Genomic DNA, 14,558 nt, shown 5'->3' on the forward strand with positions numbered 1-14,558 from the left:
CCGCCCGTCACCCGCCGCCCTTCACCTTCGTCGCCCTCGTCATCCTCGCACGGAGTCGCCATGGCCACCGAGACACCCCCGGCGCCCGCCCCGCCGCGCACCCTGCGCGCGGGCGAGCTCGGCACACCCCAGTACCGGCGTCTGTTCGGCGCCGGCCGCGAAGTCACCATCCACTGGGTGACGTTCCTCGTCACCGCCGCGCTCGTCCTCGCCGCGGTCGTCCCGATCCTCTACCAGTCGATCCGCAACCAGCCGCTGTACGCCGCCGGTGGCGCCTTCACCCTGTCGAACTACGTCCACCTCTTCACCGAGGCGGAGTTCGGCACGATCATCCTCAACACCCTTCTCTTCGCCGTGCTGACCACGGTGTTCGCCCTCGCCATCGCCGTCCCCATGGCGATCCTGCTGGAGCGGACCAGGTTTCCCGCCGCCCGGCTGTTCGGGCAGGTGCTGCGCTGGCCGATCTACATCTCCCCGCTCGTCCTGGCCTTCGGCTGGATCGTCGTCTACGGCCCGGCCGGCTTCCTGACGTCCACGGTGCGCGAGGCGATGGGGTGGGTGCCGTGGAACCTCTACACGCTGCCCGGCATGGCCTTCGTCGAGGCCGTCGCCCAGGTCCCCGTCGCCTATCTCTTCTGCGCCAACGCCCTTGCCGCGTCGGACACGTCACTGGAGAACGCGGCCCGTTCGGTCGGCGCCGGGCCGGTGCGCGTCCTGCGGTCCGTCGTCATCCCCATGCTGCGGCCGCCGGTGCTGTACGCCGGTCTGCTCATCTTCGGTACGGCGGTCGAGACCCTGTCCATCCCGCTGATCCTCGGCGGCCCCGCGGAGCTCACCCTCTTCTCCAGCTTCCTGTACGAGCAGGGCATCGACGCCGTCAGCCCGGACTACGGTCTCCTCGGCGCGGCCTCCACCTTCATGCTGGTGACCACCGTCGGGCTCGTCATCGTGCAGGCGCGGCTGCTCAAGCAGGCCCAGCGGTTCGTGTCGGTGCGCGGTAAGGCGGCGCGCTCGAACCTCCTCGACCTCGGCGGCTGGAAGTGGGTGGGCTTCGCCTTCGTGGGGGTGTACGTCGTCTTCGGCGCGCTGCTGCCGATGATCGCGCTGGTCCTGCGGGCGTTCACCTCGCTGCTGACCCCGCTGGTGAACCCGCTGAAGCTGCTGACCCTGGACAACTTCCGGCTGATCTTCTCCTACGCGCCGTACACCGAGTCGATCACCAACAGCATCACCGTGGCCTTCATCGGCGCGGTCGCCGTGACCGTGTTCGGCACGGTGGTGGTCCTGGTCGCCCGGCGCTCGGACTTCCGCCTGGCCCGGCTGCTGGAGACCGCCGCGCAGTCCCCGCACGCGGTGCCGGGGCTCATCATCGGTATCGGTTTCTTCTGGGCCTTCGCGTGGATGCCGGGCGGGGACGCGGTCCGGGGCACGCTTTTCGCGCTGGTCATCGCCTTCGGCCTGCGGGCCCTGCCGTCGGCCTACGGGGCCATCTCACCGGCGACCATGCAGCTCGGCAGTGAACTCGACAACGCCGCCCGGGTCGCCGGGGCCGACTGGTGGCGCACCGTCTCCCGGATCCTGATCCGTCTCCTGGTCCCCGCGATGCTCGCGTCCTTCCTGCTCATCTGGACCCAGATGATCCGCGAGTACGCGCCCGCCATGTTCCTCGCGGGAGCCGAGTCCCAGGTCATCGGCACCACCGCCATCGACCTGTGGACCCAGGGCGAGACCGGCTCCGTCGCCGCGCTCGCCACCCTGCAGATCGCCGTCACCGCCGTCGTCGCCGGCCTCGCCGGACTCCTACTCAAGGGCAGGAAGGAGAAGAACAATGCCTGAACTGGTCGTCGAGAACCTCAAGAAGTCCTTCGCCGGCAACGCCGTCCTGGAGGACATCAACTTCACCGTCGCCGACGGCGAGTTCTTCACCCTGCTGGGCCCGTCGGGCTGCGGCAAGTCCACCACGCTCGCCTGCGTGGCCGGGCTGGAGCACCCCGAGTCCGGCACCATACGCGTCGGCGACCAGGTCTTCTTCGACGGCGACCCGCGCTCCGCCGTGCCACCGGAGGGCCGCAACCTCGGGCTGGTCTTCCAGTCGTACGCGCTGTGGCCGCACATGACCATCGCCGGCAACCTGGCCCTGCCGCTGAAGCTGCGCAAGGTCTCGGGGCCCGAGCAGAAACGCCTGATCGACGAGGCGCTCGACAAGGTCGACATGCTGCATCTGCGCGACCGTTACCCGCACCAGCTCTCCGGCGGCCAGCAGCAGCGCGTAGCCCTCGCCCGCGGCATCGTCTACGCGCCGGGGGTTCTGCTGCTCGACGAGCCGCTGTCCAACCTGGACGCCAAGATGCGCGACCAGGCCCGGATCTGGCTCAAGTCGCTCCAGCGCGAGGTCGGCATCACCACGGTCTACGTCACCCACGACCAGGTCGAGGCCATGTCCCTGTCCGACCGCATCGCCGTGTTCATGCACGGCCGCCTCCAGCAGGTGGGCACGCCCACCGAGATCTACGAGACCCCGGCCACCCCCGAGGTCGCGGGTTTCATCGGCCGGTGCAACCTGCTGGAGGGCCGTGTCGACGAGGCCCCGGCGGAGGGCAGCACCGTCCGGGTCGAACTGGGCTCGACCGGCCAGCACTTGAAGGTCGTACGGACACAGGACGTCAGGGAGGGCCAGAGCGCGACCGTCGGCCTGCGTTCCGAACGCATCACGCTCTCCCACCGGGCGGACGTGGCCGGAGACGGCGTCAACGTCCTCCGCGCGAGGATCAAGCAGTGCTCCTACACGGGCGCCCGCTTCGAGTACCAACTCTCCGTCGGCGACCTCGACATCCACGCCGAGAGCACCGTCCGCCACGAGGGCGAGGAGATCAGCCTGCTGATCCGGCCCGAGGACTGCCTGCTGTACCCGGCGACGGTCTGATCCGCGCACGCACTTCGAGAGACAGGAGGAAGCGATGACACCCACCAGACGTGAGTTCGGCGCACTGGTCCTGGCCGGGGCAGGCGCGACGGCGATCCCGTCCACCTTGCTCGCGGGTTCGGGGACGGCCGCGGCGCAGACCGCCGCCGAGGTGCCCCAGGGCACCGCCGCGGAGGCGCCCTGGGGCGGTCCGCTGGCGCCCGACAAACCGCTGGCCAAGGCCTACGACGACGCGGCCAGGGCGTTGGCGGGGGTGGACGACAACCCGATGATCCGCTGGCAGTACCGCGTGTGGTGCCGGACCGGGTATCGCAGTCCCAGCAGTGCGGGCACCGGGCAGCCCGTCGACGAACTGGTCGACCCGGCCGTCGATCTGGTGTCCCCCAAGGGCTTCCTGTTCAAGGAGTATGTCCGGCCCATGCCGACGGGGGGAGTCCGGTTCCTGGACAACGCCTGGTACTTCGGCACCGACCACACCGGGCTTGTGATCGTCCGCACCCCGGACGGGCTGATCATGCTCGACGCGCTCACCACGCCGGACGACATGCGCACCCAGTTCCTCGACCAGGCCGCCGCGGCGGGTCTCGACCCCGGGGACATCCGTTATGTCTTCCTCGGCCACCATCACGTCGACCACGTCGGCGGCGCGAATCTGATCAGGGACGAGTACGCGCCGACGGCCAAGTTCGTCATGGGGCAGCCCGATGCCGCGGTCATCTCGGCACAGCGCGCCGACCTGTGGGAGCGGCGGCACGAGTACACGGAGGAGGAGTTCCGGGCACGGCTCGCCAGGCTCCCCGGCCGGATCGACATCGAGATCGAGGCGTATCCCGGCCACACCGTCGGCATGAAACGGATCCGAATCGGCCGGCGGACCACGGCCGTCGCCATGCTCGCGCCAGGGCACACCGACGGCCAGATGCACGTCATCGTGCCGGTCGTCCACCAGGGGGAGACCCACAAGCTCCTCGTGTGGAGCGGCAACGACAACATCGAGAAGGCGGCCCAGTACGCGGTATCGGCCGACTTCGTCCAAGGACTCGCCGGTCAGGAAGGTGCGGACTCCTTCATCAACACCCACGCCTACCAGGGTGCCGCCTACAGCCATCTCCGCGCGCTCAAGGCCGACCCGTCAGCGCCCAACCCCCTGTTGATGGGCCGTGCCGGGGTGCAACGCCACATTGAGATCTTCGGCAACGCTCACCGCGCCCTCGCCCAGCGCCTCATCGACGGCACGTGGCAGGCGATGTAGCCGGAGGCCAGTCGTCACGCACGGCGCGGCATGTCGGCGTGCGCGGCGAACGCGACCCGGTGACCCCGGCGGTTGTTCGCCGCGCTGAGCACCTGCGGCTGTCCGACATCCCGGCCGCGCCCGCCTGGAACCGGACACGAGCTGACCATATGCATGTGCTTGTCCGCTGTTACGGCACCGCACTACCGTGCCGGTGTGGATCTCTTCTCACGCTCGTGGACAGCGTTGCGCACGGCGGTCTCCCAGCTCGCGGACGAGGACTTCGCACAGCCGTCCGGCTGCACCGGCTGGCTCGTACGGGACCTGGTCTGCCACCTGGTCATCGACGCCCAGGATGTCCTGATCACCCTGGTGACCCCCGCCCATACGGAACCGACCCGCGACGCGGTGACGTACTGGGAGGTCGCCGAAACGCCGCCGACCGGTGACGACCCGCTCGACGCGCTGACCGTCCGGCTGGCCGCCGCGTACGAGGAGCCGTGGCTGCTCAGGTTCCACCTCGACGACGTCGGCTCCGCCGCCGGACGCGCGGCCGAACTCGCCGACCCGGGCCTGCGGGTCAGCACCCGCGACGTGGTCCTCACCGCGAGCGACTACCTCTGCGCGTACGTCATGGAGTGGACGCTGCACCACCTCGACCTGGTCGTGCACCTTCCGGGCGTGGCGGGACCGCCCTCGGAGGGGCTTGCCCGGTCACGCGAGATGCTGGAGAAGATCGCCGGGGCCACGTTCCCCGCGTCGTTCTCCGACAAGGACGCGCTGCTGGTCGGCACCGGGCGGCGCGCCCCCACCGCCACGGAGAAGGCGGATCTGGGCGCGCTGGCCGCGGAACTCCCGCTCGTCCTCGGCTGACTGGTGCCGGCCCGGCTGCGGGCCAACTGGGTCATGGCCGATTCACGGATCGTCAGGCTGCCGGGCATGCGATGCACCACTCCCACAGAAGGTAGGCGTCGACGGCGGGGCCCTTGGACGTGGTCGCGACCGACACCCCGGCGCGCGTGGCCACATCGGTGATCGTGGTCGCCCGCCGCCGCTGAGAACTCATCGTTCCGAAAACCTTTTTCACCGAGGGGATACCAGAATCCAGTCCGGTTAGCCCTTGCCAGATAAGTAATGCGGCGCACCCTCCTCTCTTGACAGTGCGAGGGTTCACCCCTACGTTGCGAAAACCTTTTAGGTCCGTCTCACTGCTCCTCAGGGGACGCGGAGGACATCGACGTGGGCGCCCATCGTCCCGGCCTGATCCTCGCCCCCAGCCTGCGGCTCCTCCCTGCACTCTCATGCATGTCAGGAGCACGACATTGCACCTCGTCAGCACCATCGTGAGCGAACGCCTGCTGTCAACCGGACAGGGAGCACCCGATGAGAAGACGAAGGACGGCGGCGGTGTGTGAGGCCGTCACCGGCACCCTGAAGCGCGACCCCCATCCGAGCGTCCCCGTCAACGGCCGGCGGGCCCTGTCATGAAGCGCCTCCTCGTGGCCCTGGTGCTCATCATCGGTTCCGTCTGTTCCGCGACCCCGGCCGCCGCCGCGCAGACCATAGGGTTCCCCACCTTCAACGGACCCGCGATCCCGGCCCCGCCCGTCGCCTAGACGCCGGGCGACATGATGCGGACCATCTACGACGCGGAGAGTTCGGGAACCGACTTCTGGATGGACCGCCTGCTGGCCCGCTCCGGCAACGACCCGGCCGGACCGTGGCTGATGAGCCGTGGGCGCGCGGTGTTCATGAAGGAGCACGACCCCTCGCGGCTCGGGTTCGCCGGCAAGGTCGCCTACTGGGAGAGCATCAACGGCAACAACGGAAACAACGCCTATACGGTCACGATCAGTCCGGGCACCTTCACCGAACAGGTCTCCCAGCGCTGGCAGGCGCCCAGCCACTGGAAGAGCGTGCACACAGCCGGCTCGATCACGGTCAGCCAGACCAAGTTCATCACCGACAACAACGTCGCCGTGACCAACCTGTCCATCAAGAACAACGGCAGCGGCTCCACCACACTGCAGTTGCGGGCGACGTCGCCGTACGCCACCACGGGCACCGGCAGCGAGCTGACCGGGCAGGTGAACGCGTACAACAACCTCACGACCATCCGTCCGCGGCTCACCGGGGACGGGTTCTCCGCCTCCGGCGGCGGCCTGAACCGGTCCGTGACGATCGCGGCCGGGGCCACGGTGACGGCCAAGGTGGTGATGGGCTTCATCACCGACGAGATCCCCGGGTCCCTCACGGAGTACAACGCCTATGCGGCGTACTCCAACGCCACCGCGTTCGCGACCCACGTCAGGGACTACAACCGGTGGTGGGCGCAGAACGTGCCCTACATCGACGTGCCCGAAGCCGCGATCAAGAAGAGCGTCTACTACCGCTGGTGGCTGATGCGGTTCAACAACCTCGACGCCGACATCCCCGGGCAGACCTTCCAGTTCCCGACCTCGACCGAGGGCGTCCTCGGCTACAACAACGTGATCGCGCTCACCCAGCCCATGCACATCGACGACCTCAAGTACCTGCGCAACCCGGCCTACGCGTACGGGGACTGGCTGAGCGTCGGCCAGACCTCCAAGGGCGGCCGTTTCCTCGACAACCCGGGTGACCCGGAGAACTGGTCCAACAGCTACACCCAGTACATCGCCGAAGCGGCCTGGAAGAGCTACCAGATCCACGGCGGCCAGCCGGGCATCGCCGCCAACCTGGCCCGCTACGCCGAGGGAGACGTCAAGGGCCAGCTCGCCTACTACGACCACGACAACAACAAGCTGATCGAATACGACTGGGGCGCCCTGACCGGCAACGACGCCGACGCCGTCTCCTTCCACTGGAAGCCCGGCACCATGGACCGCGCCGAGTCCGCCTACCAGTACAGCGGCGCGCTGGCCGCCGCGCAGGCCTACGAGGCGACCGGCAACACCTCCAAGGCCGCCGAGATGCGTACGTTGGCGAACCAGATCAAGGACGCCATCGTCAGCGTGCTGTGGAACCCGAACCGGCAGCTGTTCGAGCACCGTCTGAAGTCGACCAACGAGTGGGTGCCCTGGAAGGAGATCAACAACTACTACCCGTTCTCGGTCGGAGCCGTGCCCAACACCGCGACGTACAGGCAGGCCCTCAGGCTGTACGACGATCCGGCGCAGTACCCGGTCTTCCCCTTCTACACGGCCAACCAGGTCGACAAGAAGGCGGCGGCCGACGCCGGTCAGCCGGGCTCCAACAACTTCTCCACCATCAACTCCACCGTGCAGTTCCGGCTCTACTCCTCGGTGCTGCGCAACTACCCCAACTCCTGGATGAGCGCCACGGACTACAAGAAGCTGCTCTACTGGAACGCCTGGGCGCAGTACATCGGCGGCAACACCCAGTGGCCCGACGCCAACGAGTTCTGGGCCGACTGGAACGGCAGCACGATCAACTACCGCTCCTGGATCCACCACAACATCCTGGGCAGCAGCAACTGGACCGTGATCGAGGACGTCGCCGGCCTGCGGCCCCGCAACGACGCGAAGGTCGAGCTCTCCCCCATCGACATCGGCTGGAGTCACTTCACCGTCAACAACCTCCGCTACCGGGGTGCCGACCTGACCATCGTCTGGGACGACCCGGCCGACGGCGTGGTGCGCTACCCGGGCGTTCCGGAGGGGTACTCGATCTACGTCAACGGCAACCGCGTCGCCACCGTCAGCTCTCTGGTGCCGCTCACCTGGGACCCGGCGACCGGGGACGTCACCACGAGCGGCACGGTCACCCATCACACGGCCGTCCCCGGGCTGAAGGCCCCCAACCAGGTCGTGCAGGACAGTCCCCAGATGGTCGACATGCTGGCCAAGGCGGGCGTCGACCTGACCGCCGACCTGACCAACCTCGCCTCCGGAGCGACCGTGTCCGCGTCCCACACCGGATCGGGCAGCAACGTCGCGGGAGCGGTCGACGGCTACCCCACCAACGAGCCCTTCTGGGGTGCCGGTGGCTCCGCCAACAGCCAGGACTGGTACGAGCTGAACTTCGGCACCGCCCGCACGCTCGACGAGGTACGCCTGTACTTCAAGGACAGCCGACCGGCGAGCACCACCTACCGGGCCCCGTCGGCGAACACCGTCCAGTACTACGACGGCGGTTCGTGGGTGAACGCCCCCGGCCAGACGAGGAGTCCGGCCGCGCCACGCGCCAACTACAACCTGGTGCGGTTCCCCGCGATCAGCGCCCAGCGCGTCAGGGTCCTGGCCACCAACGCCTCCGGCGCCAGGACCGGCCTCACCGAGGTCAAGGTCTACAACCGGTACGGCCCCACCGCAACGTCCAAGCGCTGAAGGGTGTGCTCCCGTGACGCGATCCAGATCCCTGTCCACGCTCATCGCCGTGCTCACCATGGCGGTGGCCTTCCTCGTGGCGCCTCCGCCCCCGCCCGCGGCCGCCGCCGTCACGTTCACCTCCACCGGGGTGAACCAGAGCGGCGGCAACTGCCTTGAGGTCCCGGGCGGTTCGACGACCAGTGGCACGCAGCTCCGTGCCGGCACGTGCGGCTCCGGTGCGGGCCAGTCCTTCGGTTTCACCCAGGTCGCGGGGACGACCGACACGTACACCATCGGTGCGGACGCCTCCGGCCAGTGCGTCGACGTCCATGGCGCGTCCACGGCGGACAACGCCACGATCATCCAGTGGAGCTGCCACAACGGAGCGAACCAGCAGTGGCGGCTCGTTCCCGTGACCGTCAGCGGCACCGACAAGACCTTCAACCTCGTCTCGGTCGCCTCCGGCAAGTGCGTCGCGCCGAGCGGCGGTTCGTCGGCTGCGGACACCGGTCTGGTGCAGCTGCCGTGCGGCACCGCGAACGGCAGGGTGTGGCGGCTGCCCGGTTTCACCGGTGGCGGCATGAGCCCGCGCACGTTCACCAACCCGATCTCCCAGCGCGGGCCCGATCCCTGGCTCACGTACCACGACGGCTACTACTACCTCGCCACCACGACCTGGAACTCGACGATCACCATGCGCAAGGCCAGCACGCTGGCAGGGCTCGCCACGGCCACCGACCAGGTGATCTTCAATCTCACCCGGCCCAACGGGGCCGGCACGATGTGGGCCCCGGAGTTCCATCTGCTCGACGGCCCGAACGGGAAGCGGTGGTACTTCTACTACACGGCCGGGCGGGAACCGTACGACCTGGGCACCCAGCGGATCCACGTCCTGGAGAGCGCCGGCCTGGATCCGATGGGGCCGTACAGCTTCAAGGCCGACCTGCTCGACCCCTCCCAGGACAACACCTGGGAGCTGGACCCGAGCATCCTGCAACTGAACGGCAAGCTCTACCTCCTCGGCACCTTCTACAACGGCTCGCAGCCGATGTTCATCCGGCCGCTGTCGAACCCGTGGACCGCGAGCGGTACCCGCCGGGTGCTGTCCACCCCGACCTACAGCTGGGAGACGGTGGGCGGCGCGGTCAACGAGGGCGCGGAGGTCCTTCAGCGGGGCGGCAAGACGTTCATCATCTACTCCGCGAGCCACTGCTCCACGCCCGACTACAAGCTGGGGATGCTCACGTACAACGGCGGTGACCCGCTCAGCTCCTCCTCGTGGGTCAAGTCACCGAACCCGGTGTTCCAGAGGTCCAATGCCAACGGCGTGTACGGGCCCGGCCACAACGGGTTCTTCAAGTCGCCCGACGGAACCGAGGACTGGATGGTCTACCACGCCAACAGCTCCGCGGGTGGCGGCTGCGACATGAACCGGTCCACCAGAGCGCAGAAGTTCACCTGGAACGCCGACGGCACACCGAACTTCGGTACACCGGTTGCCCTCGGTACCCCGCTGACCTCGCCGTCCGGCGAGTAGGTCCTTCCCGGGGCCGACGATCATCAACGGGTCATCGCATGGCATCGACGCGATGACCCGCCGATGATCCATGTGATGCACATCACAGGGTGCTAATCCTCGTCCTCAGGTCATCATATGACCTGATCTCAGCGGCCGGGGGAGTCGAGCCGACCGCTCAAGTCGGCGCAGCAGGACGAGGATTCGCATGAACGACCAGCACAGGACCGTACGGCCACGCGTGGGTGTGGTGGGACTAGGAGCCATGGGTCTCGGCATGGCCCGCAGCCTGCGGAACGCGGGCTACGACGTGGGGGTCCACGACCTGCGACCTGATGTGGCCGACGACTTCGCGCGAGCCGGCGGCACGGCGTTCGCCTCCTGCGGCGAACTGGCAGCGGCGGTGGACGTCCTGGTCGGCGTGGTGGTCAACGCGGCGCAGGTCGAGTCCGTGCTGTTCGGCGCCGACGGAGCGGCCGACCGGCTCCGCCCGGGCTCCGTCTTCGTGATGTGCTCCACGGTCGACCCCCGCTGGTCCGCCGCGTGCGAGGGACGCCTGGCCGAGAAGGGGGTGCTCTACCTGGACGCCCCCGTCTCGGGTGGCGCCGCACGTGCCGCGGCGGGTGAGCTCACCATGATGACCTCGGGCTCGGCCGAGGCGTACTCCGTCGCCGACCCGGTGCTCGAAGCCATGAGCAGCACCGTCTACCGCCTGGGAGACCGCGCCGGACTCGGCTCGAAGGTCAAGATCGTGAACCAGCTTCTCGCGGGCGTGCACATCGCCGCGGCAGCCGAGGCGATGGCCCTCGGCATCAAGGCCGGTGTTCCCGCCGAGGCGCTCTACGAGGTCATCACGCACAGCGCCGGAAACTCCTGGATGTTCGAGAACCGCATGGCGCACGTGCTCGCCGGTGACTACACGCCCCTTTCCGCGGTCGACATCTTCGTCAAGGACCTGGGGCTCGTGCTGGACTCCGCCAGGCCGGAGCGGTTCCCGCTCCCCCTCGCCGCCACCGCCCACCAGATGTTCCTCCAGGCGTCGGCGTCCGGACTCGGGGCCGAGGACGACAGCGCGGTCATCAAGATCTTCCCGGGGGTCGACCTGCCCGAGCCGGTGGAGGTCTGACATGGGAATCCGCCTCGGATGCATCGCCGACGACTTCACCGGCGCCACGGACCTGGCCAACAACCTGGTGCGCGCGGGCATGCGCGTCGTCCAGCTGATCGACGTGCCGCCGTCCGGCACCGGGCGGGAGGTGGACGCGGACGCCGTGGTCATCGCCCTGAAGTCGCGGACCGTCCCGGCCGCCGACGCCGTCGAGGTGTCGCTGCGGGCACTGTCCTGGCTGCGGTCCCTGGGTGCCGAGCAGGTCTACTTCAAGTACTGCTCCACCTTCGACTCGACACCGGCCGGCAACATCGGGCCGGTCACCGAGGCGCTGATGGACGCGCTCGGCACCGACTTCACGATCGCGACGCCCGCGTTCCCCGACAACGGGCGCACGGTCTTCAAGGGCCATCTCTTCGTCGGCGACGTGCTGCTCAGCGAAAGCGGTATGCGCCACCACCCGCTCACCCCGATGACCGACTCCAACCTCGTCTCCGTCCTCGGCGCGCAGACCACACGAGCGGTCGGTCTGATCGACCACACGGTGGTCGCCGACGGCGCGGAGGCGATCAAGGCCCGCATCGACGCCCTGCGCGAGGACGGCTGCGGGATGGCCGTCGTCGACGCCGTCTCCAACGACGATCTGCTGCGCCTGGGCGCGGCGGTCCAGGGGCTGCCCCTGGTGACCGCCGGTTCCGGTCTGGCGATCGGTCTGCCCGCGAACTGGGGGTTCAAGCCGTCCCGCGCCGCCGCCCAGCTGCCGCCGCCCAGCGGCCACCGGGCCATCGTCTCGGGATCGGTCTCCGTCGCCACCAACGGTCAGGTCCGCCAGTACCTGCGCGACGGCCGACCCGCGTACAGCGTGGACCCGTTGCGTGTCGCGGCCGGTGAGGACGTGGTCGGTCAGGCCCTGGCCTTCGCCGAGTCGCACCTGGACGACGGGCCGGTCCTCGTCCACTCCACCGAGTCGCCCGACACGGTCCGGACCGTCCAGGGCCGGCTCGGCGCCGCCGAGGCCGGTGAGCTCGTGGAGCTGACCCTCGCCCGTATCGCGCGAGGACTCGTGGACCGGGGTGTCCGACGGCTCGTCGTCGCGGGCGGTGAGACCTCGGGGGCGGTCGTCCGGGAACTCGGCGTCACCGCGCTGCGGATCGGACCGCAGATCGACCCCGGTGTGCCATGGTGCGCGGCGGCCCTGCCCGACGGAGACACGCTCCACATCACGCTCAAGTCCGGCAACTTCGGCGGCCCCGACTTCTTCACCGACGCGTTCGCCGTCCTGGACGAGGAGACCTCATGACACGGCACACGGGCACCACGCCCGAGACGGCGGACGGCAAGGTCGCCGACGCACCACAGGACAAGGCGGCCGAGGAGACGCATGACAAAGCCGTGGCCGAGGCACGCGGCGAGATCGTCCGCGTGGGCACGAGCCTGTTCGCCCGGGGCTATGTCCACGCCAGCGCCGGAAACATCAGCGCAAAAATCGGCGACTCGCATCTGATCACGCCCACCGACGCCGCCCTGGGATTCCTCGAACGCGACCGCCTCGCGCTGGTCGACGCACGGGGTGAGCAGATCGCGGGCGACCGCGCCAGCAAGACCCTGACGCTCCACCGGCGCATCTGTGCCGCCGACCCCACGGCCCGGTTCGTCATCCACACCCACTCCACACACCTGGTCGGGCTCACTCTGGCCGGCGTGTGGAGCCGGGACGACGTGCTCCCGCCCCTCACGCCGTACTACGTGATGAAGGTCGGGCACGTCCCGCTCATCCCCTACCACCGGCCCGGCGACCCGCGCGTGGCCGACCTGGTGACCGCCCGCATCGCCGAGCACGCGGCGAGCCGTACGCCGATCAGGGCCGTGCTGCTCGACCGTCTGGGCCCCGTGGTGTGGGGCCCCGACGCGGCCACCGCTCTCGCCGTCCTCGAAGAACTTGAGGAGACGGCACGTCTCTGGCTCCTGACCGACCGTCGCCCCGAGCCACTCCCCGCCCACGCGCTCGACGAACTGAGGTCCGCGTTCGGCGCCGCGTGGTGACCCGCTCCCCGCACGTCAGAGAACTCCCCAGAGCCGCACAGAAGGATCACCATGTCAATGCCAACGACGGCATCCGACGTCCCCGCCCTCGACCGTGAGAACGCCGTCTTCCGCAAGGTCGTACGCCGTATCGTCCCCTTCCTCATCCTCTGCTATGTCGTCTCCTACCTGGACCGGGTCAACGTCGGCTTCGCGAAGCTGCAGATGTCCGACGACCTCGGGTTCAGCGAGGCGGCGTACGGCCTAGGTGCCGGCCTGTTCTTCATCGGCTACTTCTTCTTCGAGGTCCCCTCGAACCTGATGCTGCAACGCGTCGGCGCCCGCCGGTGGATCGCGCGGATCATGATCACCTGGGGTCTGGTGTCGGCGTCGTTCGTGTTCGTCACCAACGAGGCGACGTTCTACGTCCTCAGGTTCCTCCTCGGCGCGGCCGAGGCGGGCTTCTACCCGGGGGTGATCCTGTACTGCACCTACTGGTTCCCGTCGCACCGTCGTGCCCGGGTGATCGCGATGTTCATGTCCGCCATCCCGGTGGCCGGCATCTTCGGCAACCCGCTCTCCGGCTGGATCATGGACCGGTTCCAGGGCGTGAGCGGCTGGCAGGGCTGGCAGTGGATGTTCCTGCTGGAGGCGATACCCGCCGTCGTCATCGGCGTGGCCACACTGTTCTACCTCGACGACAGCGTGCGCGGCGCGAAGTGGCTCACCGATGAGGAGAAGGCCGTCGTGGAACGGGCGGTCGCTCAGGACACCGCGCACCAGACCGTGCACGGCCGGGTCTGGGACGCCTTCCGTGAGCCCAGGGTGTGGCTGATGTGCCTCATCTACTTCTGCTTCGTGATGGGTCAGTACGCCCTGACCTTCTGGATGCCCACGTTCATCGAGTCCACCGGCATCGAGGGAGGCCTCGCGATCGGAGTGCTCAGCGCCGTGCCGTTCCTGGCAGCGCTCGTCGCGATGAACCTGTTCGGGCGCTCGGCGGACAGGCGCCGCGAGCGCCGCTGGCACCTGGTCGTCCCCAGCCTCATGGGTGCCGTCGGCTTCTCGCTGGCGGCGGGCTGGGCCGGGTCGACCGCGCTGTCCCTGGCCGCGCTGTCCTTCGCCGCGGCGGGCGTGCTGACCTGCGCGCCGCTGTTCTGGTCGCTCCCCACCGCCTTCCTCGGCGGTACCGCCGCCGCGGTCGGCCTCGCCGCGATCAACTCGGTGGGCAACCTCGCCGGTTTCGTCAGTCCGTACATGATCGGCGCGCTCAAGGACGCCACGGGCTCGACGGCGCTCCCGATGTACGTCCTCGCACTCACCCTTGTCGCCGGGGCCGCCGCCGTGCTCACCACCGACAAGCAGGTCGTCAACCGCTGACCTGAGCCGGCCTGGTCCCTGGTCTACTGGCCGGGGTCGACCTGGGGCCGCAGTATCCGAAGTATCCG

The 14,558-nt window shown here is 68.9% G+C and carries 11 protein-coding genes and 1 pseudogene; 11 read left to right on the forward strand and 1 reads right to left on the reverse strand.

Features of this window, described 5'->3' with window-relative positions; genetic code table 11:
* Positions 1-60: 60 nt before the first annotated feature.
* The 4 genes from IE262_RS03880 (at position 61) to IE262_RS03895 (ending at position 5,027) form a co-directional block, all read left to right on the forward strand.
* Positions 61-1,836 carry an ABC transporter permease gene (locus IE262_RS03880; RefSeq protein ID WP_189871245.1) on the forward strand — a complete coding sequence of 592 codons (1,776 nt, stop codon included), beginning with the start codon at positions 61-63 and terminating at the stop codon, positions 1,834-1,836.
* Positions 1,829-2,923, forward strand: a complete 1,095-nt coding sequence (locus IE262_RS03885; RefSeq protein WP_134030918.1) for an ABC transporter ATP-binding protein — start codon at positions 1,829-1,831, stop codon at positions 2,921-2,923. The genes IE262_RS03880 and IE262_RS03885 overlap by 8 nt, the downstream gene beginning before the upstream one ends.
* Before the next feature lie 34 nt (positions 2,924-2,957).
* Positions 2,958-4,175, forward strand: a complete 1,218-nt coding sequence (locus IE262_RS03890) for an MBL fold metallo-hydrolase (RefSeq protein ID WP_189871247.1) — start codon at positions 2,958-2,960, stop codon at positions 4,173-4,175.
* Between the two features lie 195 nt (positions 4,176-4,370).
* Positions 4,371-5,027: a maleylpyruvate isomerase N-terminal domain-containing protein gene (locus IE262_RS03895; protein WP_189871249.1), complete on the forward strand. Its 657-nt coding sequence runs from the start codon at positions 4,371-4,373 to the stop codon at positions 5,025-5,027.
* Between the two features lie 52 nt (positions 5,028-5,079).
* On the opposite strand, the gene IE262_RS03900 is transcribed toward IE262_RS03895, so the two are convergent.
* A complete protein-coding gene (locus IE262_RS03900; RefSeq protein ID WP_189871251.1) occupies positions 5,080-5,220 on the reverse strand; it encodes a LacI family DNA-binding transcriptional regulator in 141 nt (46 codons plus the stop codon).
* 418 nt (positions 5,221-5,638) lie between these two features.
* On the opposite strand from IE262_RS03900, the gene IE262_RS40155 reads away from it, so the two are divergent.
* The 7 genes and pseudogenes from IE262_RS40155 (at position 5,639) to IE262_RS03930 (ending at position 14,490) form a co-directional block, all read left to right on the forward strand.
* Complete coding sequence (locus IE262_RS40155; RefSeq protein WP_268249557.1) at positions 5,639-5,770, forward strand: hypothetical protein; 132 nt, start codon at positions 5,639-5,641, stop codon at positions 5,768-5,770.
* 12 nt (positions 5,771-5,782) lie between these two features.
* A complete protein-coding gene (locus IE262_RS03905) occupies positions 5,783-8,482 on the forward strand; it encodes a discoidin domain-containing protein (RefSeq protein ID WP_229877083.1) in 2,700 nt (899 codons plus the stop codon).
* Positions 8,483-8,495: 13 nt separating this feature from the next.
* Entirely contained in the window at positions 8,496-10,001 is a 1,506-nt protein-coding gene (locus IE262_RS03910) for a family 43 glycosylhydrolase (RefSeq protein WP_189871253.1), read from the forward strand.
* Positions 10,002-10,158: 157 nt separating this feature from the next.
* A pseudogene (gene ltnD / locus IE262_RS03915) lies at positions 10,159-11,106 on the forward strand (L-threonate dehydrogenase); the annotation flags it as partial.
* A 1-nt stretch (position 11,107) separates the two neighbouring features.
* A complete protein-coding gene (otnK, locus tag IE262_RS03920; protein WP_189871257.1) occupies positions 11,108-12,388 on the forward strand; it encodes a 3-oxo-tetronate kinase in 1,281 nt (426 codons plus the stop codon).
* Entirely contained in the window at positions 12,385-13,131 is a 747-nt protein-coding gene (locus IE262_RS03925) for a class II aldolase/adducin family protein (RefSeq protein ID WP_229877084.1), read from the forward strand. Before otnK ends, IE262_RS03925 begins: the two co-directional genes overlap by 4 nt.
* 57 nt (positions 13,132-13,188) lie before the next feature.
* Positions 13,189-14,490 (forward strand): MFS transporter, encoded by a 1,302-nt coding sequence (locus IE262_RS03930; protein WP_166681552.1) that lies wholly within the window; start codon positions 13,189-13,191, stop codon positions 14,488-14,490.
* The last annotated feature ends 68 nt before the right edge of the window (positions 14,491-14,558 follow it).

The sequence above is a fragment of the Streptomyces bluensis genome, assembly GCF_014650715.1.
Taxonomy (GTDB): Bacteria; Actinomycetota; Actinomycetes; order Streptomycetales; family Streptomycetaceae; genus Streptomyces; species Streptomyces bluensis.